This window comes from Lysinibacillus pakistanensis (assembly GCF_030123245.1).
Lineage (GTDB): Bacteria > Bacillota > Bacilli > Bacillales_A > Planococcaceae > Lysinibacillus > Lysinibacillus pakistanensis.
This window is the reverse complement of sequence record NZ_CP126101.1, coordinates 899,510-923,308: the sequence shown is the minus strand read 5'-3', so window position 1 is coordinate 923,308 and position 23,799 is coordinate 899,510. Positions and strand designations below refer to the sequence as shown.

The 23,799-nt window shown below is 35.9% G+C and carries 25 protein-coding genes and 1 pseudogene; 11 read left to right on the top strand and 15 right to left on the bottom strand.

Annotated elements, in window-relative coordinates; all coding sequences use genetic code 11:
* Positions 1 to 220: 220 nt before the first annotated feature.
* The gene (locus QNH24_RS04315; RefSeq protein WP_347342945.1) at positions 221 to 517 is read right to left on the bottom strand and encodes a hypothetical protein; all 297 of its coding nucleotides are present in this window, start codon (positions 515 to 517) and stop codon (positions 221 to 223) included.
* 89 nt (positions 518 to 606) lie between these two features.
* Here QNH24_RS04315 and QNH24_RS04310 point away from each other — a divergent pair, with 89 nt between their 5' ends.
* Positions 607 to 1,182: a sigma-70 family RNA polymerase sigma factor gene (locus QNH24_RS04310; protein ID WP_103117924.1), complete on the top strand. Its 576-nt coding sequence runs from the start codon at positions 607 to 609 to the stop codon at positions 1,180 to 1,182.
* Complete coding sequence (locus QNH24_RS04305) at positions 1,172 to 2,209, top strand: hypothetical protein (protein WP_283870905.1); 1,038 nt, start codon at positions 1,172 to 1,174, stop codon at positions 2,207 to 2,209. Before QNH24_RS04310 ends, QNH24_RS04305 begins: the two co-directional genes overlap by 11 nt.
* A gap of 668 nt (positions 2,210 to 2,877) precedes the next feature.
* Here QNH24_RS04305 and QNH24_RS04300 read toward each other — a convergent pair.
* Entirely contained in the window at positions 2,878 to 3,522 is a 645-nt protein-coding gene (locus tag QNH24_RS04300; protein ID WP_054613295.1) for a hypothetical protein, read from the bottom strand.
* Positions 3,523 to 3,746: 224 nt separating this feature from the next.
* On the opposite strand from QNH24_RS04300, the gene tlp reads away from it, so the two are divergent.
* The gene (tlp, locus tag QNH24_RS04295) at positions 3,747 to 3,980 is read left to right on the top strand and encodes a small acid-soluble spore protein Tlp (protein ID WP_036221151.1); all 234 of its coding nucleotides are present in this window, start codon (positions 3,747 to 3,749) and stop codon (positions 3,978 to 3,980) included.
* Between the two features lie 875 nt (positions 3,981 to 4,855).
* Positions 4,856 to 4,942, top strand: a pseudogene (locus QNH24_RS26230) (DUF3231 family protein); the annotation flags it as partial.
* Between the two features lie 758 nt (positions 4,943 to 5,700).
* Here the strand turns inward: QNH24_RS26230 and QNH24_RS04290 are convergent.
* From QNH24_RS04290 to QNH24_RS04275, 4 genes are all read right to left on the bottom strand, one after another.
* Positions 5,701 to 6,738, bottom strand: a complete 1,038-nt coding sequence (locus QNH24_RS04290; protein ID WP_283870904.1) for a DUF418 domain-containing protein — start codon at positions 6,736 to 6,738, stop codon at positions 5,701 to 5,703.
* A 477-nt stretch (positions 6,739 to 7,215) separates the two neighbouring features.
* Positions 7,216 to 8,031: a thermonuclease family protein gene (locus QNH24_RS04285; protein WP_283870903.1), complete on the bottom strand. Its 816-nt coding sequence runs from the start codon at positions 8,029 to 8,031 to the stop codon at positions 7,216 to 7,218.
* A gap of 740 nt (positions 8,032 to 8,771) precedes the next feature.
* On the bottom strand, positions 8,772 to 8,987 hold the full coding sequence (locus tag QNH24_RS04280) for a hypothetical protein (RefSeq protein ID WP_283870902.1): 216 nt from the start codon (positions 8,985 to 8,987) through the stop codon (positions 8,772 to 8,774).
* Positions 8,988 to 9,145: 158 nt separating this feature from the next.
* A complete protein-coding gene (locus QNH24_RS04275; RefSeq protein WP_283870901.1) occupies positions 9,146 to 10,885 on the bottom strand; it encodes an ABC transporter ATP-binding protein in 1,740 nt (579 codons plus the stop codon).
* A gap of 224 nt (positions 10,886 to 11,109) precedes the next feature.
* On the opposite strand from QNH24_RS04275, the gene QNH24_RS04270 reads away from it, so the two are divergent.
* Genes QNH24_RS04270 through QNH24_RS04260 form a run of 3 tightly spaced genes read left to right on the top strand, consistent with a single transcriptional unit; the run spans position 11,110 to position 15,865 of the window.
* The gene (locus QNH24_RS04270) at positions 11,110 to 12,540 is read left to right on the top strand and encodes an ABC transporter permease (RefSeq protein WP_283870900.1); all 1,431 of its coding nucleotides are present in this window, start codon (positions 11,110 to 11,112) and stop codon (positions 12,538 to 12,540) included.
* Between the two features lie 13 nt (positions 12,541 to 12,553).
* Positions 12,554 to 14,050, top strand: coding sequence for an ABC transporter permease (locus tag QNH24_RS04265; protein ID WP_283870899.1), 1,497 nt, complete (start codon positions 12,554 to 12,556; stop codon positions 14,048 to 14,050).
* Between the two features lie 15 nt (positions 14,051 to 14,065).
* Positions 14,066 to 15,865: an ABC transporter substrate-binding protein gene (locus QNH24_RS04260; protein ID WP_283870898.1), complete on the top strand. Its 1,800-nt coding sequence runs from the start codon at positions 14,066 to 14,068 to the stop codon at positions 15,863 to 15,865.
* An 898-nt stretch (positions 15,866 to 16,763) separates the two neighbouring features.
* Here QNH24_RS04260 and QNH24_RS04255 read toward each other — a convergent pair.
* The gene (locus tag QNH24_RS04255) at positions 16,764 to 16,919 is read right to left on the bottom strand and encodes a transcription initiation factor TFIIIB (RefSeq protein ID WP_430675476.1); all 156 of its coding nucleotides are present in this window, start codon (positions 16,917 to 16,919) and stop codon (positions 16,764 to 16,766) included.
* Positions 16,920 to 17,282: 363 nt separating this feature from the next.
* Positions 17,283 to 17,864, bottom strand: a complete 582-nt coding sequence (locus QNH24_RS04250) for a phosphatidylglycerophosphatase A family protein (protein ID WP_283870896.1) — start codon at positions 17,862 to 17,864, stop codon at positions 17,283 to 17,285.
* Between the two features lie 112 nt (positions 17,865 to 17,976).
* Between QNH24_RS04250 and QNH24_RS04245 the strand changes: the two genes are divergently transcribed.
* The 3 genes from QNH24_RS04245 (at position 17,977) to QNH24_RS04235 (ending at position 19,727) form a co-directional block, all read left to right on the top strand.
* Positions 17,977 to 18,696, top strand: a complete 720-nt coding sequence (locus tag QNH24_RS04245; protein ID WP_283870895.1) for an alpha/beta hydrolase — start codon at positions 17,977 to 17,979, stop codon at positions 18,694 to 18,696.
* Positions 18,697 to 18,779: 83 nt separating this feature from the next.
* Positions 18,780 to 19,295: a YjcG family protein gene (locus QNH24_RS04240; protein WP_283870894.1), complete on the top strand. Its 516-nt coding sequence runs from the start codon at positions 18,780 to 18,782 to the stop codon at positions 19,293 to 19,295.
* Between the two features lie 3 nt (positions 19,296 to 19,298).
* Positions 19,299 to 19,727 (top strand): GNAT family N-acetyltransferase, encoded by a 429-nt coding sequence (locus QNH24_RS04235; protein WP_283870893.1) that lies wholly within the window; start codon positions 19,299 to 19,301, stop codon positions 19,725 to 19,727.
* Between the two features lie 85 nt (positions 19,728 to 19,812).
* On the opposite strand, the gene QNH24_RS04230 is transcribed toward QNH24_RS04235, so the two are convergent.
* The 6 genes from QNH24_RS04230 to QNH24_RS04205 form a co-directional block, all read right to left on the bottom strand.
* A complete protein-coding gene (locus QNH24_RS04230) occupies positions 19,813 to 20,061 on the bottom strand; it encodes a stage VI sporulation protein F (RefSeq protein ID WP_283870892.1) in 249 nt (82 codons plus the stop codon).
* Between the two features lie 127 nt (positions 20,062 to 20,188).
* Positions 20,189 to 20,380, bottom strand: coding sequence for a YjcZ family sporulation protein (locus tag QNH24_RS04225; protein WP_283870891.1), 192 nt, complete (start codon positions 20,378 to 20,380; stop codon positions 20,189 to 20,191).
* 65 nt (positions 20,381 to 20,445) lie between these two features.
* Positions 20,446 to 20,805, bottom strand: a complete 360-nt coding sequence (gene spoVAE / locus QNH24_RS04220; protein WP_376781232.1) for a stage V sporulation protein AE — start codon at positions 20,803 to 20,805, stop codon at positions 20,446 to 20,448.
* 16 nt (positions 20,806 to 20,821) lie between these two features.
* Positions 20,822 to 21,817, bottom strand: a complete 996-nt coding sequence (locus QNH24_RS04215) for a stage V sporulation protein AD (RefSeq protein ID WP_283870889.1) — start codon at positions 21,815 to 21,817, stop codon at positions 20,822 to 20,824.
* A complete protein-coding gene (gene spoVAC, locus QNH24_RS04210; RefSeq protein ID WP_283870888.1) occupies positions 21,811 to 22,266 on the bottom strand; it encodes a stage V sporulation protein AC in 456 nt (151 codons plus the stop codon). Before spoVAC ends, QNH24_RS04215 begins: the two co-directional genes overlap by 7 nt.
* Positions 22,267 to 22,668, bottom strand: coding sequence for a YhcN/YlaJ family sporulation lipoprotein (locus tag QNH24_RS04205; protein ID WP_283870887.1), 402 nt, complete (start codon positions 22,666 to 22,668; stop codon positions 22,267 to 22,269).
* 133 nt (positions 22,669 to 22,801) lie between these two features.
* Between QNH24_RS04205 and QNH24_RS04200 the strand changes: the two genes are divergently transcribed.
* The gene (locus tag QNH24_RS04200) at positions 22,802 to 23,326 is read left to right on the top strand and encodes a CotY/CotZ family spore coat protein (protein WP_054770126.1); all 525 of its coding nucleotides are present in this window, start codon (positions 22,802 to 22,804) and stop codon (positions 23,324 to 23,326) included.
* 65 nt (positions 23,327 to 23,391) lie between these two features.
* On the opposite strand, the gene QNH24_RS04195 is transcribed toward QNH24_RS04200, so the two are convergent.
* On the bottom strand, positions 23,392 to 23,793 hold the full coding sequence (locus QNH24_RS04195; protein WP_283870886.1) for a hypothetical protein: 402 nt from the start codon (positions 23,791 to 23,793) through the stop codon (positions 23,392 to 23,394).
* Positions 23,794 to 23,799 lie beyond the last annotated feature (6 nt).

Genomic DNA, 23,799 nt, shown 5'->3' with positions numbered 1-23,799 from the left:
AACAAGTGTAGTGGAACGTCCCCAAGCGTCGTTTTGGAGCCTTTCGTTAAAAAATGTTTTTTGATAATAGGGCCCTTTTCATGAAGAAAGACACTTTCCTTATTTCAGAAAAGCGCCCGATTGTGGAAGATCGTTATTCGACTAAAGCCCCTATTAGTTCAAGAATCAATATTAGGAAATTTATTTACTTCACACAAGAAAAAGCCAGTAAAATCGGAATTCATTGTCTTCTAATAAATTCTTCTTCACTACTAAAATGTTCACGCGGTGTACCTTCACGTAAATCTAGAACTGAAAAACCAACTTGTTTAAATGCTATAAAATAATGTTCGATTGTACGATGATACTTCACCACTATTTGGTCAATCCAAGGCTCTTTTCTTTCCCCCTCACAGAAATAGCCATCGACGATCCAATTACCAGGTTTATCCCCTGATTGCTTACTAGCAAATGAACCTCGGCTGGCATACGGGTCGTTGTACTCCTGATTGTCTTCCTGATCGATGACCGCCGACACTCAGCCGCTTGCAAAAAAAACAAAGAACCGAACCTTTTTTTGATAGAGAGACAATATAGTGTGTAAGCTTACTTAGGAGGACCCTCTGAATGCAAAATGAATATATGTACCAATTACTCCAAAAAATGAAAGAAGGTGATCAACAGGCGTTTCGTACGATGTATGATGCCACCTATCAGGACGTCTATCGGACAGTCTCCTTTCTGGTGGATCATCAGCAGGATCGGGAAGATGTCATGAATGAGATATATATGCAAATGTGGACCTCACTTGCTAACTATGATACGAACAGACCTTTCCACTTCTGGCTAAACGGCTTGGTAATCCGTCAAGTGCAGAGATTTCGGGTCAAGAGCTGGCGGAGATTCCGAATTTTTGAACGCATCCGTGCCTTTTCTCAGGAAGAGCCTCATTGGGATCAACCTTCTGTGTTAATGGATGGGACGAAGCAAATGATAACACAGGCAATCCAAAAACTGACCGATAAACAACGATCGGTGATTGTCCTCCGCTTTTTTCACGACTATAAACTTGAGGAAATAGCGACATTGCTCGAAATTCCGCTGGGTACGGTCAAGTCCAGGTATCATGCTGGCCTTCAGGTGCTTCGAAAAAACTTAAGTAATCTCCCCCCAGAAAGGATGGAAGAAATCAATGCCAATTGAACGCAAAATCCGTGAATATCTGCACAAAGAGGCAGAATCTATGGAGTGCCCTCCGGCCATTTCCAAACGAATAGAACAATCCTATTCTCAATATTTCCAACGAAAAAGGAGCGAAATAAACATGAAAAAACGATTAATGAGTGGATTAGTTGCTACTGCGATTTTGATTCCAACCGCAGCATTTGCGGCCCCTAACCTAATTGAAATGCTTACTAGAACATCAATGACTGTTGAACAAGTCCAGGTGGATGAGGTTGGCAAAGCAACACTTGAGAAGCTGTATAACGCATTTCCCGAAACAAAATTGTTTGAGATTATCAATGCAAGCAAGGTTCAAGGTGTCCAAACAAGCATCATACTGCAGGAAAAAGGAGGAATTGGCAAAAAGATTTCCCTTCATACAAACAGTATTACGGGTGCGATTGAACACGTGAATCAGGAGAATTGGGAACCAAAGGAGAAACCACTCACTGCCTTAACCGATCAGGAAATCAAGTCGAAGGTAGATTATCTAATTGATAAAATGTTTGGCAACATCGAAGAGTACGAGTTTGCTATGGAGCAAATGGAGAACCCGGATCAAAAAACGTTTATGTTGAATTACGCCAAAAAGGGATCAAAAACACCTTTCTACCAGGTATTTGTTCAAGAAAATACAATCAGTGTTTCTCTAATCGGAGGTGAGACTACACCTTCAAACATTAAAGTAGAAGGTTTTTTCTCTACTAATGGTAAGCCTGATTATACTGCTGATTCCTTTTTAAACGATGAAAAACTGTTTTCTTTACTAAAAATTAGCCCAACAGAATTAAAACAAGAATTAGCAAAAGGTAAATCGGTTGTCGAGATTGCAGCATCTAAAAATGTCTCTAAACAACAAGTGATTGATGTGATTGCAAAAACACAGGCTGAAGGACAAATTCAAGGTGAAAATAATGACGATGTTTCTTCAAGTGAACAAATGATAAAAGCTGTTGAACCGAAAGTATTACAAGTTATTGAACATAAAACTGAAACACCATGGTAGTAATAACAAATCCTAGGCGGCTGAGGTTGGCAAAATATCGCTTGAGTACATCTAATTCAATGGTTGTTTCTGGAATATGAATTTGAGTGGTGGCATGAGGGGCTTTTAATCAAACTTCATTACAAGCCAGCACTTAAACAAATGGGCCTATAGTACAACTAGGGTTTAAAAAATAATCAAACTTTTTATAAAGAATTTAATCTGTCATATTAAATAAGAGCATGTTTTGATCAATTTTTTTCAAAACATGCTCTTTTAGATCTATTCTCATATCAAGGTTGATATCCATTAATTTAATCAAACTTTATTACAAACCTACAATTGTATTTTATTCAATTAAATGGCCCTTTAATGAAAAAAAGCACTTTCCTTATTCCAGGAAAGCGCCACATGTCGCGTAAAATCAACACTACACCACAGAAAATGAAAGATCATTACGTTCTTTCATGTCTATGTTTCCAATAACTATCTCAACTTCAGATAAGTGATAAAATGTGTAGTTTCAAAATTATTTACTTCTTCATTCGGTGAGTAAAGATATATCTTATTGTCTTGTCCAAGAGCTATCCAATTTCCCTTGTTGACCTATTTTCCTTAAGTCTTTAAACGATGAAGCTCTGAAGTCAAATAGACAAAAAAAGACCGGGCAACTTTTTGCCCAGTTATTCTTATTCGTTTATAATTTCTTCATACCCAGTCATAGTATCCATATGGCTCGCAATCATGGCGATAATGGTACTTGCCTCTTCTTTTTTAAATGACAAGGTACTTTCATCTTCGAATAGTTCCCCGTCTTCTGTCCAGATCCGATTGACTCTTCGCAGAACGCCATCTCCATTAGCTCTATCTACCCCAAACTGATAGGTTACTTCAAGATTATCTTCAATTTGATAAGCCGTGACTTCCGGAGTTTCCCATTCCACATCAATTTCTTCAAGAGTAATTTCATCATCTAGAACTTCATATTCTTCTTCATCATCTACATAAAAGACTTCACTATCTTCGTCAATAAATTCATGAAAACTTTCATGAACAGCTTCAACCACATCAGTAATATCATCCAAAATAATTCTTGTAGGTTGTTGAAGCGTCATATCAAAGCTTTCTAAGTAAAATTCTTCATTATACGGATCAAAGAGGAGGGTGCAAAAGTAAACCCTGTCGTCATCTTCTGTCGAGATAAAAAATTCAATTCGGGGATGTTTTGAACCTCGATTGATATTCATATGACCGATTTGGTCATATTCTTCGCAAATCGATTTCAAATGATCTTGAAGCTCACCAGTTACTCTGTTAAACCATTCCATAGACATGTCACTACCGCCTCATTTTCTTTTTATCTAGTCATAATTTTTTTCCGTTTATTCATGCTGATTATATCCATTTATCGTGAATTATATTCTTTACAACTTAACGTGAGGACCTATTACTTACAAAGATTTGTTTTTGAAGAAAATTCCACTTATTGCACTGAATATTTTTAGTTAAATCGGGGACGATAAATCTTGTGACTTTATTTAAAAAAGGAGGAAGTAAAATGGAGAAAAATACCCCAAAGCCAGATGATCGATCAGATAATGTTGAAAAGCTTCAAGATATGATGAAAAATACTAAGGAAAATATGGAAGCTGCAGAAGAAATGATGGCTTACGTTGATGAAAACGAACGAAAGGCACTTAAGCAAAAAAATGCACGTAGGGAAGAAAGTATGAGTGGTTTTCGAGAAGAGATTTTAGATGAAGCGGCTGCTCGAAAAAATGGTAACTCATAAATTTAAGTAAAGTGTCTTTTTATCCCGCGTACCAAAGTTCCTTAAATAATCAATGGGTGATGAAGAATGCCCCACTGATTAAGTTTCATTTCATGTGAGTACGGGAAAAGACGGAAAATAATATATTTAATTTATAAAGCAACAGAAATTATACGGAAATAAAACGGAGAAAAGTGATACATTTACTTTTCTCCGCTTTTGAACGTTTCACAGTGGTTACTTTACATACTTTCAAACAGTAGGACGACGACTATTCAAAAGTGGAGACTTATAAATTACCGCGATATTGTTAGTCCTTATGTTATCTAAAAATGTAGAGGGTTTTCGTATAAAAGGCATAGGGAAAATCAGCATATTACATGTTATCTTACTATCTCTGACGGTCATCGGTTTAAAAAAATCATGTTCCAGGGGTCAAGCATCAAGCCGCTTCCACAAAATGTGAGAAAGGCTTTATAGGTTTAGACAAAAAACCAAACTCTTTTGAGCTGGTTGCCGTTTTCTTCATGTTATTGATTAACTGCGTAACTTTCCCGAAACCTATACTAATTAAGAATTACAAAGATGAGTGTTGGGGATTCTTAACACTATTTCGTAGAGATCATCAACCACTATTTATTGGGCAATCGCTCTCCGTTAGTTAAAGTATGATTCTTCACAAATTCTTGGTTATTCGTAATAGGTAGAGGATTACCATATTTATTAATTTCCTCATATTGTTCAGTTAATATCTATGCTTCAGCTACTTCCCTCGCTGCGGCTTTTTTATGTATAGATAACCTTAAATTGCACATATTAATATTGAGTGTATCGCACGCACTTAGCTGCGGCGCTAGTTGACAGCTGCAGCTTTTCTTCAATTTAATCCGCAACAGCTTGGCGCCAAACTATTACGCCTTAATAAAAATAAAGGTTGGCGGCTAGTACCCCCGCCATTACATGTAGATCATCCAGAAAAATAATAAGTATTTATTAAGCCTGATTAAACCGTCAAATAATTAGTTCCCCAGTATAAAACTGGGGATTTTTCAATATGACTGAGTTTCTAGGAAATATCTTTACTGCACATTTTTTATCAAAAATTCATTCAATATAGAGATGAAATTTAAAATTCCACTTTGGTATACCTGCTTAAAATAATCTTCCACTTCTTCAACTAAACTGCTCCGTTAGCTTAAGTACATTGTTTCACAACTCACATCAAGCTTAACATAAAATCTTATTTTTAATTTAGAAGTGTTATTCAATTAAATGGCCCGATTGTGGAATAAGAATCAAGCCTACATATCAACACAGGATTTTTAATCAAACTTTATTATAAATGATCGAACTTTGTTTTAAATGATCCTGTTGCTTTGAAATAAAGTTTGATTAAATAACTACTTATAATATTGATAAACGAACAAAAAGAAAAAGCATGTTTTGAAAAAATTTTGATCAAAATATGCTTTTTCTAAATTCAATTGAATCATCCTTTTATAAAAAAGTTTGATAATTTTTGTGACCCTTGCTCAATTAAAACGCCCGATTGTTTGTCTGGACAACAATTACGATACGTGAGATTTCGCTTTTTTTCTTAGTAAAATTATTGAATTAATAGAAAATCAACCACGAGTTATGGTGAAGAGCCAATTACATACATTTCATACTAGCATAAAACTCACTGACAGATTGAAATCATCTTACCATCAGGGAGTTCGCACAAAATTGTTTATTTATTTCACACTGTCTTTCTTCCATATGTCATAAAACGCCACACCTTTTCAAATGGCCCCATTTTAAAGAATTTGAACCAGATGACACTAAAGATAATTTGAATGACATAAGTGAGGGGTGCAATGATCACTGCATCAGAAGGAGAAACAACTTCAAGTCCCATTGCAGAAATAATAGCTAAGCCAATAAAGCTTTGAGCTAAATAGTTTGTAAATGCCATTTGCCCAACTCGTCCAATTGGCTTAAGCAGCTTCGCAATTTTCTTATTTTCTAACAAAACAAATAGACAAGCTAAGTAAAAATACGTTGTCGGAATTACCCCTAAACTAATAACAGAATTTAGATTTTCGTATCCACCTTGAGCTGCAAACCAAATCCATATTGAAATGCCAACAAAAAGTGGGAACGTCACAAATTGTAGCCACTTTATTTGTTTTGAGTATTCACTAATACGACTAATCCAATCAGCTTTTGCCGCTAAAAAACCAGTTAAAAACATGATGAAAATCGTCACTGCATCATTTCCTAATATCCCAAAAACAGTTGATAATGCTCCTTGATCTGACATAAATAGTTGCCCAAGAATGCTAAGGACATGAACGGTAATGATAGCAAATAGCCATTTACTAATTGTTGAAATCTTTGCATGATAAAAAGGTATCAGTAAGAAACCTATTACTGCATAAATAGCAAGGATTGATCCCCAGAAAACAAAATAATGAACAATGCCAATTAACAATAAAGCTAGTAAACGTCTTGCAAAACGCCATCTTGGCTTATCGCCACGAGCTTCTGCACGCGAAGCAAAAATATAAAAACCTACACCAAAGAGGAATGAAAAAATCGAAAAGAATTTCTTCTCAATAAAAATACCAATAAGCGTACTAATAATACCATTAATTCCACTATAGTCAGGCATCGGACCTCCCTCTACTAATATCTTGTAGGCTGCTACATTTATAAACAGAATGCCAAATAACGCTAGCCCTCGAATAATATCTAAGGAAACGATTCTTTCTTTTTGAGGTACGGATGAATTCATTCTTAAAAACTCCTTATCTTTCATACTGAGCTATGGCTATCATAACCTCTCATCCTTACAGGAGTTTTTTGAAAAGCTTACAGCAACCTTACATTTATAGAATAGTTTTTTCACTTACAATAGTTTTTAATCCCCTTCTATAAGCAAAAATATCACCAAACGATCTGACCTGTTTGTAGAACAAGAAAAAATCCTGCATATATCAACACAGGATTTTTAATCAAACTTTTTTATAAATGTCGCAACTTTTTTTTAAACTTCGCATATTTTTTATAAACATCGTTACTTTATTTCAAATCTACAGATCCAACTTTTTTATAAAACTACAGATATACTTAAAATCACAGAAATATAGTAATATACATCTAAGAAACCACCAATCAATATGATTGGTGGTTTCTTATTTTTAAATATACAATTATACAACTACTTTTTTGTGGTAAACTTTCTATAATAATTATAAATAATTAAACTAATTTATTGCTTCGCTGGAATAAACCCAGCAGCTTCTGCTTCTTCTTTCGTACAGAACATCTCCTCTGCTACTGTATTCTCATAGTCACGTTGTCCTGGCATATGAAAAATTTTGTTACCTTTGGAGTTAATATTTCCTTTGATTTCGCAACTGCCCTTGTTGTTATTGGTATTCGATTTATCCTCATGTATTTTTGACTGCTTTCCTTCTTTTATTGCAGCATAATATACATCTTTATCGTATCCACGATTCGTTACATAGTCTTCAACTGACCAAATGCCAATAGCAGCTTTTTGCGCAGTTTTTTGAATAGATTTAAACCAATCTACATGCTTCGTATTTGGATTATAAATATATGCCACGCGAGCTAATCCATTTTTCAATAGTTGCTCTTGAATACTAATACCATCTTTAGTATAAACATATGCTAGTAACCTTTTATATTTATCACGATATGAAACGTCAAATTCTAAATAAACCTTATCTTGACCAGCTAGTAGCTGCTTTGCAAATTCTTTAGCTTCTGGCCCATAAGGTTGCTCTCCTAACGTTTCGTGATTAGTCTCAGGGGTATCCACAAGAAGAAAACGTATTTTTTCTGAACTACCCTTATATTTTATTCTTATTGTGTCACCGTCAATTATGTCTTGTAGTTCGTATTCTTCAAATTTACTCACATCGTGCTTTTCAGCAGTTTCCTTCGTTGAAGCTACAATTCCTTGTATATCTTCAGTTTTGATAATATCTGTGTTAGTTTCTTCCGTACATGCACTTAAAAGCAATGTGGAAAAGAACAAAGCTAAAAAGAATTTTTTCAAATCAGTATCCTACTTTCTTAAAGATAAAATATACTATTTAAATTCCTATACACCCTTTTCTAGGAATTTAAATAATATGATTCCAAGTTAGACAATGCCTCCGTAATAAACCAATCTAATACCTTTAATACTTCAAACATTTTAGTAATTTCTTCCAACCACTTTATAAGTTTCAACATTGTCTTCCCTATTAATAATATAATTTCTGATCCTACCTATTCATAAAATCAAAAATCCCCAGTCAAATTATAAACTGAAGACCATAAAATTTATCTAAAAACTAAATACAACACAATAGCCAAAATAATTGTTCCACTAGTGATTAACGTCTTAATATCTTTGTCACTCATTTTTATACCTCTTTTCTAACATTTATTAATACTTTATTTAAATATATTATAGTCTACTACTATCAAAATAAATTTAATTTGTTTTCAACTGAAGAATTTTTCAATAGTGATTAAAGTATTACCCTACTCATTAAAAAATCTTCAGTTGCAATAACCGAAGATCATAATAACTATATAATTAAGCAATATTTACATATCACACTTGGTCCATTATTATTCTACATCAGTTAATATGTACACTTTCGTACATATATAATTAATCAAGATATGGGTAAAATCTATATTTAACTAAATAATAATGTGTACAAGTATATTTTGGAGACTCACATGAAACCATAGTTATATCAACACTTTATGATTTTAATGTGTACAAAATTTTAATGTACAGTTTTATAGTGATAAGCCATCGTATGCTTTAATAAAGTCGACTGTAAAACGTTTATTTCCGGTTTTTTCTTCAACCTGTTCAATGGAAATGATGCCGTTTTGGTCTGTCGATGTTGCATCCTTTTCTTCAGCTGGTGATCTACCAAAAATCATATATAGTGCAACAGCTAAAATGATGGTACCACTCGTTATTAACGTTTTTATATCCTGCATCTTCATGTTATAGGTCCCTCACAACTATTCATCTTACATTACACTTTAAGGAACCTCCCTAAAGTACAACTAGCTCCACTCATTATCTCTAGGAAAACATAAACCCTATCAATTAAAAGTCTCACGTTGCTTCTATTGTAAAATATCAAGCTTCTACATTCAAGCTATGTAGCTGCAACGGCAACCCAATGATTTGGAGATACCTCAACAAGCTGACTATTTTCAATCTCATAGCTTGGTTGTGTTTCTTCATTTTCAGTGTCCACATATTTTTGCTTTTCGATTGCTGGGTCAGGAATTGGGATGGAGCGCAATAAAGCTTGTGTATAAGGATGTCGAGGATTTGCATAGAGCTCTTCACTTTCTGCAAGCTCGACAATTTTACCACCATACATGACCGCTACACGATCACTAATATGCTTCACCATAGACAAATCATGGGCAATAAATAAGTATGTTAAGCCCAGTCGCTGCTGTAAATCCTTTAACAAATCAACAATTTGCTTTTGTATAGAAACATCCAGAGCTGATAGTGGTTCATCACAAACGATAAAGTTAGGCTCCACTGCTAGAGCTCTTGCAATGCCAATACGTTGTCGTTGTCCACCTGAAAATTCATGTGGATAACGCATTGCATGTTCTTTGTTTAAGCCTACAAGCTCAAGTAATTCCTCGACACGATGTTGTCGTTCTGCATTTGTTTTGACCAGCTTATGAATATCTAATGCCTCCCCAATAATATCAACGACTTTTTTTCGGGGGTTTAACGAGGAATATGGATCTTGGAATATAATTTGCATATGACGACGCATTGCCTTTAGCTGTTTCTTCGTTAACCTTGTAATGGGTATTCCTTGATATAAGACTTCTCCATATGTAGGCTGATGGAGCTGTAAAATCGTTCGTCCTGTCGTAGATTTGCCTGAGCCTGACTCGCCCACTAATCCCAATGTTTCTCCAGGGTATATATGAAATGATAAATCATTAACAGCCTTTACTGTTTGACCACGACCTAATTCAAATTCCTTTGAAAGATGTGTAACTTCAATTAATGGTTTATGTTGATTGCTACTAGTTTGCCAATTTACATGCGGTTTTGGCTGCTTTTTCTCATGGAGTTTTGGTAGAGCATTCAATAGCTTTTTTGTATATGGATGTTGAGCATTAGAAAAAATTTCCTCTGTTGTTCCCTGCTCAACAATCTCCCCCTCTTTCATGACAATCAGTCGATCACACATACCAGCCACAACGCCTAAATCATGTGTTATCAAAATAATCGAGGTACCCATTTTCTTTTGCATATTGCGCATTAATTTTAAAATTTGCGCTTGAATCGTTACATCAAGTGCAGTTGTCGGTTCATCTGCTATGAGTAAAGACGGATTACAGGCTAATGCCATAGCAATCATGACACGTTGCCTCATCCCTCCCGAAAATTCATGTGGATATTGCTTATAGCGTTCTTCAGGCTCCCTTATACCTACAAGCTTTAATAGCTCAATTGTTTGTCTATAGGCCTCAGCTTTGGACATTGACTGATGCTTGATTAAACTTTCAGCTACTTGTTCCCCAATTCGAATAGTTGGATTTGTGGATGACATAGGATCTTGAAATATCATACTAATATCTTGTCCGCGGATTGCTTCCATTTGCTTTTCACTTAAAGTGGTTATTTCTTGTCCTTTAAATAAAATACTGCCTGACTTCAAAAATGAAGGGGGGGTTGGTAATAAACGCATAATTGAACGAGCCGTAACACTTTTTCCACTACCTGACTCTCCTACTATTCCGAGCGTTTCACCTTTATTTAGATGAAAGCTAACATCCTTAACTGCTTCAAATTCTGTCTCCCCTGTCAGAAAGGACACACGAAGATTGTTGATTTCTAGAAGCTTTTCACTCATTCCATCCACCCTTTTTAAATTTTGTGATTGACTTAAGTACAAGTATAATCCATACTTTACAATACTGATAGGAATTATACAGTATTGTACAAAACATGTCATCCCGTAATTAGTCAGCAGATCAATTCAATTCTAATAACGAGTCAGCAAGATATTGCATAAACTGATCAGTAATGAAGACTTAATTGCTTTAACCTTACTTAACTTACGTTTGGAGGAAATGCATGGATATATCAAATAATCATTCAGCAACTACGGAACATGTATTCTTTTTTACGGTTTTTCAAAAGCTCAAAACTCAAAAACTCTACAATGTATTGCTCTTTCTTTTAAGTATTTTGGTGCATCCAATTACATACTATTTCTATCGAAAAGGAAAACAATCACAACATTACAAACATGCTTTTGAACAACGGTGGCTGTACTACGAGGAAAAAGGTTTGTTGGCAAAATGGCAATCAGCATTTGCAGAACAAGAATTAGCAAAGGCTACCTTTTTTCACGAAACTGTATCTGAAAAGAAAATACAGGAAACAGCTTCTAGATTGGCTCAAGCAAAAATTCAGCAATTTATTGAGCAGGATTTATTAAAGGAAGGCATAAAGGAACTCTCCTATTTAGAGTATTTTAGTGAGCAACTAAAAAACAGAAAATTTCTGACTTTAACGTTTTTACCTGCTGCTTTATTTTATGTAGTACTGCTTTTATTTGCGAATCCATTTCTACAATTCATCATTGAGCGAATACTACAAAGCTTCATTGTTATTGTAGGAGTGGCTACACTAGTTTTTACAATTTTGTATTTGTCTCCTTTTGATCCTGCAAGAAATCTATTAGGGGTCGAGGCAACGGCTGAGCAAATTGCCAATTTCAATCGCATTCACAGCTTAGATCAACCCTATTTCTCTCAGTTGTGGAATGCCTTATCTGGCCTATTCACCTTCGATTTAGGTACATCCTTTGCAGGGAAAGAAGACATTACTCATAGTATTGCAAATAAATTTCCTATCACACTTGAAATTGCCGTCCTATCATTATTAATGGCTATTGCCATAGCTATTCCAGTTGGCATTATTTCAGCGGTACGTCCAAATTCCTATTTGGATTATACATTTATGTTCATCGCTTTAATCGGACTATCCATACCGAGCTTCTGGCAGGGATTAATCTTTATTTTAACGTTCGCGTTAAAGCTTCAGTGGTTACCAGCTACATATAATCCCCAAAATTGGTTATCTCTCATTATGCCAGTAATTGTTTTGGGTACATCTATTACTGCTTCAATTGCCCGTATGACCAGATCGAGCATGCTTGAGGTTATACATGAGGATTACATTATTACAGCAAGGGCTAAAGGTTTAAATGAATTTAAAGTCATTTCAAAGCATGCGATTCGTAATGCCATGATTCCTATTATTACAGTGATCGGGCTTCTCTTTGGCGGCATGTTGGGAGGGGCATCTGTTACAGAAAAGGTTTTTAATATTAGTGGTATTGGTAGCTATATCGTTGACAAACAGTTTATCCCCGATATCCCAGCGATTCTAGGTGGGGTCGTATACATTGCTATTACAATTTCGATTGTTAACCTTTTTATCGATATTTTGTATGCATTTTTCGATCCACGCATCCGCTCAAAAATGAAGAAGTCTTAAAGGGGGAGCATCTTTGAAAAACATTTTACATGTCAAACTACTTTTGAAGATTACACAGGAATATGTCAATGCTCATTTTACATTTGTCTTTTCCTTCCTGTTCTCTTTATTGTTTCTAGCTTATAGCTATGATTTCTCTAGCCAAAGCTTGCGCCCAATTGTGTGTGCCATTTTTATAATTTATGCGATTACCACCGCTTATGTCGGTTTTCTTACTGTTCGAATCAAACAGAATTTAGCAAAGCTAGGAGATATCCCAAAAAGCACTCGTCTTCTTGGATATCCATTATTTTTAACAGTAGCTACGGGCAATATTTTCTCAGCGTCATTTGCTTTTATGCTTGTGTCTAAGAAAAAGACAGCTGAATATACCTTTGCTGCGTATGCATTTATTACACAACTATTCATCATAGGTATTTCAGCACTAAATCTGTTTAAGCCGTATGTGACAGATACCTTTTTACTAGCAATGGGGCTTTTCCTATGCCTTGCACTCTTTTATATTGTAATGCTAATTTTATGTACCAAATTTGTTACACAAAAATCTGCCCCAAAATGGATGCTGTTGCCTGGTATATTGCTATTATGTGCGACTTTTACTGGCAATCTTTTTGCCACATTACTAGGTTATTGCCTTATTCAAAAGGCACGAAAGACAAATCCATCATCGATAGAAAAATGGCAAAACATTTGGGAAAAGATTTTGCGTAATACAATGGCTGTTTTCGGGTTATTTTTCATAGTTTTAATGTTTTCATTATCTGTCACAAGCTCGTGGACATTCGACTATGATTTGGCTACCGAAAATAACTACGGAGCTTTGTTACAAACACCGTCACTGGAATACCCACTAGGCACAGATAATTATGGTAGAGATTTATTTTCTCGTATTATTTTCGGTGCACAAATATCGTTGATTGTTGGCTTTTTCTCAACCATTATTCCAGCACTTATTGGAGGAGTGCTTGGAGCGTTTTCAGGCTTTTATGGCAAAGCCACAGACAACATCATCATGCGTAGCCTTGATATTTTATATGCGATTCCTGGTATTTTACTAGCTATTGCAATAATTGCTGCGTTTGGAGCCAATACGGTTAATTTAATCATTGCTCTTAGTGTTGGAGCTATTCCTACATACGCTCGTACGATGCGGGCGAATGTTATGCAACTCACTAATTTTGAATTTGTAGAATCAGCTAGAGCATTAGGTGCTTCTGATGCTGCAATCATCTTTAAGCATATCGTCCCTAATTCATTAGCACCAATGATTGTTAAAGCAACACTAACAATTGGTGGAGCTGTTATTTCAACAAGTAGTCTAAGCTTTTTAGGGCTTGGCATTGAACCACATATTCCTGAATGGGGCAATATTTTAAAGGTTGGTAGTACGTACCTGGAAACACATTCCTATGTTGCGATTTTCCCAGGTCTTTGTATTATGCTGCTCGTTCTCTCCTTTAATTTCTTAGGGGATGGATTACGGGATGCTTTAGATCCAAAAACAAATTAAGATGGAGGTTCTTACATGAAGAGATTACTTATATTGTTATTCATAGCAGTATTAGCACTATCCGGCTGTGTTCAAACAAAAAAGGACGTAGAAGGCAATAAAGATTCAAAAGGGAAAGGCAGTACTTCAATTGAACTTTTAGGCATGTCCGCTTCTGAAGAGGATATGAATATTGTGCGAGATCAATTAGTGAAAAATGGCTTTGATGTAAAACTCAACATTCAGCCTGATTATGGTTCATTTTCTGCCCAAAAAGAGGCGGGCAATTACGATTTAGCACTTTCTAGCTGGACAACAGTTACAGGAAATCCTGATTATGCTGTACGTGGTTTATTTAAAACGGGTGGCGATTACAGTGTTGTTGCTGACTCGAAATTAGATGCTTTAATTGATGAAGCAAGTACATTAACAGGTGATGAAGCTGCAGCAAAATATAAAGAATTAGAACAGCTATTAGTTTTCGATCAGGCATATATTGCGCCTTTATATATTTCCAATAAGTATCAAGGAATTTATTCAGAATTAGTAAATCCAAAAACTGTTCTTTTGCCGAAATCACGTGCACAGGTTTGGGAAAGAATTGCATTTAATGATGCATCTAAAAATGCCAAAGAACCGTTGATTTTACACCAAACACTAGATTCTTTAACATCACTTGATCCAATTAAAGGTAATGATGGCTCCATTAATACATTGAATACTAATATGTATGCTCGACTTGTTAACTTAACGGATACAGATGAAGTCGTGTCAGATGGTTCACTATCTTATAACCATGCAATTGCTGAAGGTAACCAAGAATATTACTTCATTTTACGTGATGATATTCACTTTGCAGCTGTTAAGGATGGTGCTGCCGTTGATACAGGTGAATTGGTGTCTGGGGAAGATGTTGTATTCTCATTAAATCGTGCAAAAGATTCAACATCAGTACCAGATCACCGTACTTATAGTATCCATGAAAATATTGAATCTGTAGAAATCGTTTCAGACTTAGCTGAATTACAAAATAAAAAAGTGGCAGGATCAGATCAATCTATTTTAGATGTACTTTCTCAAAACCTACCTGCTTCTGTAACAAAATTAGCAAAAGATAAAGGTGCTGTTAAAAATGCAGCAGGTAGTTATCAGGTTGTAAAAGTTACAACACCGACACCATTCCCACAGGTGCTAAATTATTTAGCACACCAATCTGGCGGTATTGTATCTGAGAAACAAGTAACAAGCATCAATACTTATGATGTAGCTAGCTATGATCCAGACAAGGATATCGCATATGGTGATCAAGCAACAGTAACAGAGGGTACAGCAACATATAACAATCATTTATATGCAAGCGGACCTTATATTCTTGTGAAGAAAAATGATTATGAAGCACAATTTGTGAAAAATCCTGCATACCGTGTTGGTAGTGAATATGAACCAAAAATTGAGAAAATCAATGTTCGTTTCATCGCGGATAATGATAGTGCCCTATCTGCATTACGTAATGGGGAAATCCATATCCTCCAGACAGTACCAGAAACAAAACTGGATATAGTAAAGTCTGATAATAAATTAACTTTAAATACCGCTGATAGTAACGCTGTAGCATATTTACAAATGAATACATCAGGACGTGCCTTGTCGGATTCAGTGGACTTACGTAAAGCGATACTTTACTCGATCAACCAGGATGAATTTATAAGCTATTATCAAGGCAATAAAAAGCCCGCTGTATCCACTGTTTCAACATTAGTTAACACTGGATTAGAGCTTAAGGCTGACAGCGAAAAAGTAAAAGAATTTTTAAAAGCATATAAAGATGCAAAGTAGATTTTTCAGCTATCAACTAAATAAGCCATTTAATTAGCTCAAACCCCGTTCTAAATTTAGGACGGGGTTTCATAGTGTTGAAAAACTAAATGGTCAAGGGACTCTTTGTAAACACTACTAAGTCAAATGAAGGTGATTTCCGTTCCAGGCTACTCGCTTTCCAGTGGGCGAGCGACGAGCCGCTTCCTACGCTGACGCTCCGTGCAGGGTCTCGTCTGTCTCGCTATCCCACGGGAGTCGAGTAGCCTTGCACTCCAATCTGCAATAGTGTAGAACTTTAAATATTTTCTTCCTTCAAAAGTAAAGTAAAGTAAAAGCATATTACTCACCATCATTAAATGGATAGAATAGTAGTACAATTCTATAGCTGTCAACCTACATTTTGTGCATAAAACTACTTTGTAACTAAACATAAAGCCACTTACTGCTGTCGTATAGAAAAATGTTATCAAAGCTTCATTTTTGCGCAAAATAGTGATGGTTAAGACTTCAATTTATCACTATACATTTATGTGAAATGCCAATGAAAATACTATGAGCAATGGTTGATTGGAGTGTAGACGGAGTGACTCCTTGGGGATCACAACGCGAGTGAAGCGGCTCATCGGACGCCCCCAGGAAAGCACTCAGTCGGAACGGAAATCAACCCCTCGTTTTGAAAAAGGGCTATACTTTTTAATTTGTCATCTTGATTTCATTGACATAATAGTATTTCAACAACAACAAACCCCGTTCAAAATTTAGAACGGGGTTTCAAATATAGTTCTTTAACTTTGGAGATTATCAAAAATAGCATTCTTTACTTTATTAATCCCATTAAGGATATTCCTTTATGTTTAGAATGATATGGGAATATTTTTTACAACGATATTTTTGTTATGTTATTTCCGATATTCCCTTAAAAAAGTGTACCCTTGAATTTCTCTGGCTTTTTGACATAGCCCTCGATTATAAAACCACATTCTGTGCAAATAATATATTCAATATCTGACCCTAAACTCATCTTACCATCTGGGTACATAGTTCCATATCCACTATGCTTGCCTTTCCCCATCTCCTTCCCACCACATTTTGGACATTCCGTTATTTTCGTAGAATGTTTCAAATTGAAGCCCTCCTCTTTTACGAAACAACTATTTTTCTGATAAACCGCTATCTATATTACGAATAACCTATGAAATAGTTCCATTTTATTCAACAGCTCCTTTTAATTGACTATTTGAGAGTTTCATTTTACTGCTACTAGTTCTTACTCTTTCTAAAAAACATAGCCAATTGTTGAACAGAATATCTTGCGTTCTTAAAACAAATTTTTTATTCCTTTAAATAAACATACAACGTGAAATTTTAACCATACTAAAACAGAGCCTCCTCAATTAAATTTGAGAAGGCTCCTTATTATTTCGTAAACACTATGTTAAATTTCATTATGTGATTTTGGTTTTGGTCCTAGTTCCTCGGGTTCAATGTCTGCAAACGTCTCGCCCTCTTCTTCTAAATCACGCATACGATGTGCAATACGGGATGCGGCAGATGCTGCGATGCTCCCAACCAAATCATCTAAAAACGTATTGACATGGTGCCCAGGCTCCGTGTCTAGTTTTTTGATAATACCAACTTTCTGCTTGTCTAGGTGTCCGAATGTTGTTACTGCGATGCTACCATATGTAAAAACAGATCCGAGTGCAATTGTTTCATCTACACCAAATAAGCCCTCATCAGATTCAATTATTTGCTGTAATGGTGCTGATAATAATTTTTTCTCAGCAAGTTCATCTAATTCAATGCCCACTAATAAGGCGTGTTGAACTTCACGCTTACGTAAAACCCGCTCGACAGAATGAACACAATGCTCTAATGTTAAGCCTTCATTATAGGATTTTTGCATTTCATAAACAATCTCTGCAATATCCTCCAGTGATACACCGCGACGAATGAGTGCAGCTTGAGCTGCCTTCGCTACCTCATCAGAGTGTATTCGAATACTTTTATCATGCATAACTAACCCTCATTTCGTTTTTATTGCTAGTATAGGTCTAGCCCAACCTATTATACCTTTACTTTGGTAATATGGTACAATTTTGTTACAAACACAAGAAGGAGTGTCACCATTGGATAAGGGAACTGTAGAGGATTTAAAGTTCTATAGTGAAGCATTGCAGGAGGAATTACAGCTTTATATTTATATTCCTGCTAATTATTCACCACTTTATAAATATAACATTTTGATTGCATCTGACGGCAAGGATTACTTCCAGCTTGGAGGTATTACAAAACTTGCGGATGAACTGATTGATGACTATGAAATCGAAAATTTAATTATTGCATTCGTTCCTTATAAAGATATTAAGGATCGACGCCACAAATATATTCCAAGTGGAGAACAGCACGAAGCCTATCTACGTTTTTTAGCCCATGAGCTTGTGCCATATTTAGATGCTGAATATGCAACCTACCAGATGGGAATGAGTCGTGCAGTAATTGGTGATTCGCTGGCTGCAACCGCTTCCTTAATGGCGGCATTAAAATATCCAAGTATTTTTGGCAAGGTCATCATGCAATCACCCTATGTAGATGAGGATGTTCTTAAGGCGGTAGAGAATTTTAAAGATCCTGGGGCAATCTCTATCTATCACATTATTGGTAAGGGAGAAGATAAGGTTGTAACGATGGACAAAACTATAAAAGATTTTTTAACACCTAATCGTCAACTGCATAACCTCTTGCTTAGCAAAGGGTTTTCTACATTTTATGATGAATTTGAAGGCAATCATACGTGGAAATACTGGAAGCCTGATTTAAGACGTGCATTGATAGAAAATTTCAATTAATCTTAGGCGATTCAAATTACGAAAAGGAAAATTTCTGTTATACTTAAATAGAAAAATTGTTTATTTTCGGGAGGTAATGGACTATGAAGTACGGTATTGTGGCATTTCCATCAAAAAAATTGCAAGATTTAGCGAACACTTATCGCAAACGTTACGATCCTCATTATGCGCAAATTACTCCGCATATGACATTAAAAGACAGCTTTGATGCTACGGAAGAAGATATTCAATCCATCGTAAAGCAATTAGATGAGCTTACTGCCAATTATGCACCCTTAAACATTCATGCATCACGCATAAGTTCGTTTTTCCCAACAACCAATGCGATTTATTTCCGCATTGAACCAACTGAACAATTAGTAGCATTCAACCAAGCAATACAAGAAAAAGTACCATTTGGTGAACCAAAGCATGTCTTTGTACCACATATTACAATTGCACAAAAAATGACGGACTCTGAGCACGATGATATTTTTGGACAATTACGTATGACAGGCGTTGATGAAAAAGATACGATTGACCGCATTCATTTACTTTACCAATTAGAAGACGGCTCATGGACAACTTATGAAACATTCCGTTTGACTGGAGCTGAGTAAGTTTTGTACAACGTTAAGATAGTGGAGACTAAGGAAGAACATGATGATGCGTTTGCAGTGCGCAAAAAAGTTTTTGTAGAAGAACAAGGTGTTCCGCTTCATCTTGAATGTGATGCGGAGGATGCAACTGCAACGCATTTCATTATGTATGAGGGCAACAACCCTGTTGGTGCTGCACGTTTACGTAGTATTGAAAATGAAGCTGCTAAAATTGAACGTGTTTGCATTTTGCAAGACCAACGTGGAAAAAAACTTGGTGCTTTAATTATGAAGGAAATGGAGAAACACGCCATTTCCATGAATAAACAAAAATTAAAGCTTCATGCCCAAAGCTATGCTATCCCTTTTTATGAGAAGCTTGGCTACACAGTCATTTCACCTGAATTTATGGATGCTGGCATTCCGCATCGTGCTATGGAAAAAGAGATTTAACAAATGGGTGTTACGATAATGCCGTGGCATATCGTAACACCCTTATTTGTCTACAAATATTTCTTTGATTAATAGTACATTCATATTATTTCATCATTCTAGTAATTTTATCTAAATCTAGTGAAGCTCCATCTTGAATAATAGATTGTACTAATTTATCCTCTAGCTCTTGAGTTATTTGTCTATTGGACACCTTAGCTACACGTCGTACGATTTTTCTTACTTGTTTTTCACTTTTAAAATCAGCATGTTGAATAGCGTTTGCTAATGCGAAGATTTCCTCCATTGATACTCCTGTTTTTTGTTCAATTGAATTAAAAAACGAGCGATTCATGTTTCCCCTCCTATCATTAAAATCAGTTTAGTTTTACTATTGTATGCATGTCAAAGCAACTAGTGAAGGCTTTAACTTATTTTAGAAATTCCAAAGAAAAGTTAAAGCCCTTTTTCTAATTGCTACATTAATTTACGAAAGTAGCGCCTACGATAATTAACAGGATGAAAAGAACAACAATTAGAACAAATGTTGAACTATTGCCACCGCCATAGCCTCCATAGCAATAGCCACCATAGTCATTGCCTCCGCAATAATTATTGTTCCAGCTACCAACATTACCTCCATATGGTTGAGTGCACCAGCCTTGATATCCCATAAAAGCAACCCTCCCTTCTACAACCTATAATATGTTTTCGGTGTAGAAATGGGAGGGTTATTCGTCTAGTCGATATTTCCTTTTGGTTTAAAAATTAATGCTCCAATAAAGCCAAAGACGATAGCTGCACTGATACCCGAACTGGTTACTTCAAACATACCCGTTAATACACCTACAAGCCCATGTTTTTCTGCCTCTGCAATTGCTCCATGTGTTAATGAGTTTCCAAAGGATGTAATTGGCACAGTAGCTCCAGCTCCAGCAAAATCAATAAGGGGTTCATACAATCCCATACCGTCTAGTATAGCGCCCACCACAACTAATGTACTTAACGTATGGGCAGGTGTTAATTTACCAACATCCATCATTAATTGTCCAATAGCACAAATAATACCTCCGACAATAAATGCAAACACAAATGTCATTACCATAGTTTTTGCCTCATTTCATTGTAATTTCAACTGCATGTGCCGTACATGGAATTGTTTCACCCTGCTGAAATGAAAGTGGAGATAGTAATGCCCCTGTTGCGACAAGAAGCACTCGCTTATAGGTACCCGCTCGCATTTGTTGGATAACATAACTAAAAAAAACAGCTGCCGAACAGCCTGCACCACTTGCACCAGATTGGAATGATTCATCCTGTCCGTAAAACTCTGCACCTGCATCACGCAATATCGTTAGTTCTTCATTTTTTATGCCACTATCTACAAGCATTCCCTTAAGTAGTTTCAAGCCAAGCTGACCTAAATCGCCTGTTAAAATTAGATCATAATTATAAATTTTTTGATTTCGCTGCTCTAAATGAGATTGGATTGTTTGGAAAGCAGCTGGCGCCATAGCTGCACCCATATGAAAAGGATCGTCCATACCATAGTCAATAGATTTTCCAACAGTTGCTGCCTCTATAGAAGGGTACTCCTCACGGTGCTTACCAATTAATGCATACCCTGCAGCAGTTACTGTCCATTGTGCAGTTTGAGGTTTTTGGGAGCCATAATTAATGGGATAACGGAATTGCCTCTCTATAGCATTATGCTGACTGGATGCACCTGCTAATGATAAATTGGCAGCACCGACCTCTGTTAAAAGACTTGCTACAATAACTGAAGAAATGGAGGTCGCACATGCAGAAAATAACCCAATAAAGGGGATGGCTAAATCTCTAGCCGCAAAATTAGTTGGTGTCATTTGATTGACTAAATCACCCCCCATTAAATAATCAATATCTGGATTCTGTACCCCTGCTTTTTTTATGGCAAATTCACAGGCCTCCTCCACCATTTTTCGGTGTCCCTGTTCATTGGTTTTCATTTGCCATCGTTCATCATCATAAACTGCATCAAAATATTGACTAAATATGCTTCGTTTTTCAAGTGGACCGGCTACAACACCACCTGTTATTAAGGATGGCTTCGACTGAAAAACAATTACCATGAAACCACTCCTATCGTCACTAAAATATATTTAATAAGTGCAACAAAAAAGGCAGATACTACACCAAATAACACGACAGAGCCAGCCAATTTAAATATATTCCCACCAACACCAAGTACTAACCCTTCGGATCGATGCTCAATAGCTGCCGATATAACAGCATTACCAAAACCTGTGACAGGCACAGCAGATCCTGCACCAGCAAATTGACCAATTCTTTTATATAAGCCAACCCCTGTTAAAATCATGGCAAAAAAGACCATTGTAGCAACTGTAGGATTTCCTGCTGTTGCTTCCGTAAAATTAAAGAAAATGATGTAAAACAATGACACAGCTTGCCCAATTGTACAAATGAGACCTCCGATAAAAAATGCCTTAACAACATTCTTTAAAATGGGTGGCTTTGGTGTAACATTTTGTTCAAGTTGCTTATATTGCTCTTTTTCCACTTATGTCTCCTCCTTTGCAAGTTTTTTCAGTTCAGTGATTTTATCGCTAAGTATATTATTTTCAACTTTATCCTTTTTTATTTTATTGGCTTCATAATAAATTTTATAATCAGCTGAAACGAAAACTTCTTTATTTGGGAATTTTTCATCAAATTTCTTTTGTAATTTTTTCTCTAATTTAGTCTTTCTCCACTTATCCCATGGTTTAATTTGAACTGCTACAAGCATACTATCGTCATATTGAATAACCGTTGTTTTGTCCACATAGTCCTCTTTTAAAATGGATTCAACTTCTTTGTCCTTTTCAGACGAACCGTAGATAACGAATTTTTCCTTTTCACCACAACCACTTAATAGTGACAAACTGACTAATAGAGGTAACATTAATCCGAGTAGCTTCAAGTCTCTCCCTCCTTTTGATTAAAGTTTCTCCATACATAAAAAAACTATTCATTTGCCGATACATACAAAAGCCCGTGTCCATTTTCCATAAGGACATATTGTAGAAGTAGTAACGAGGAAAGGAGGTGACAATATGGGTTGTGGTAAGCCAACAAATCCTATTGGACCAATCCATACAGCAGGCTGCGTTTGTGACGTAGTTCGCGCTATATTAGATATTCAAAATCAAGCGGTGAGAGAAGAGTGTCAACCATGTACAGCTAACTGCTTCTTAGAACCACTTGGAGGCATTGTAAGTCCTGCACGCTCTCATGCAGATACACGTGTATTCATGTTAATTACAAAAGATGGTACTCCTTTTAAAGCATTCTTTAATTCTCCAACAGCAGATCCATGTATTTGTACATCTGTCTTCTTCCGTGTAGAAGATATGTTTGATGAGTGCTGTGCTACATTACGTGTGTTAGAGCCTTTATGTTCTTTTGACTCTAGTGAAAGTACAGTAGATTTATTAAGCCGTGATGGCTGCTGTGTCAACATGAAAAAAATCTGTAAAGTAGATGATTGGAATTCTACTGAGAGCTGTATTACTGTAGATTTATCTTGCTTCTGCGCAGTACAATGTATCGCTGATGTTGACTTAGGGATATGTGACTAAATCTTTTCTCCTTTGACACACTACACATAAAAAAAGTGTACAGCATCCTCTGCTGTACACTTTTTTCATAGGGTTGGCAATTTTCTTCCTCGCCAAAATATTTGATCAATATCCTCAAAATAAATAATTTCTTGTGTCTTCAATTCTAAAGAAGTAAGCTTCAATGAATCGATCTGTACCTCTGACGCTGAACCGCTTAATTTTCTACCATCTTTTAAACAAATTAATAATGGCTGATACGCTTTTTGTCGAAATGGTTTTTCTAAAAATTGAAGTTGCTTTAGTAAATAGGGATCTATTTGGACTTCTTCAATCACTTCTTCTTTTTCTTCCACAGGCTGCACACTAAAATAGCCATCCCTTACATACACAGATGTACTTTCTTCCAAATCGAGTTCATGCAACACCTTAGAAATATTTAGGAAATATGATGGTGATTTTATAAATAAGCGTGGTTCACGATCCACATTACT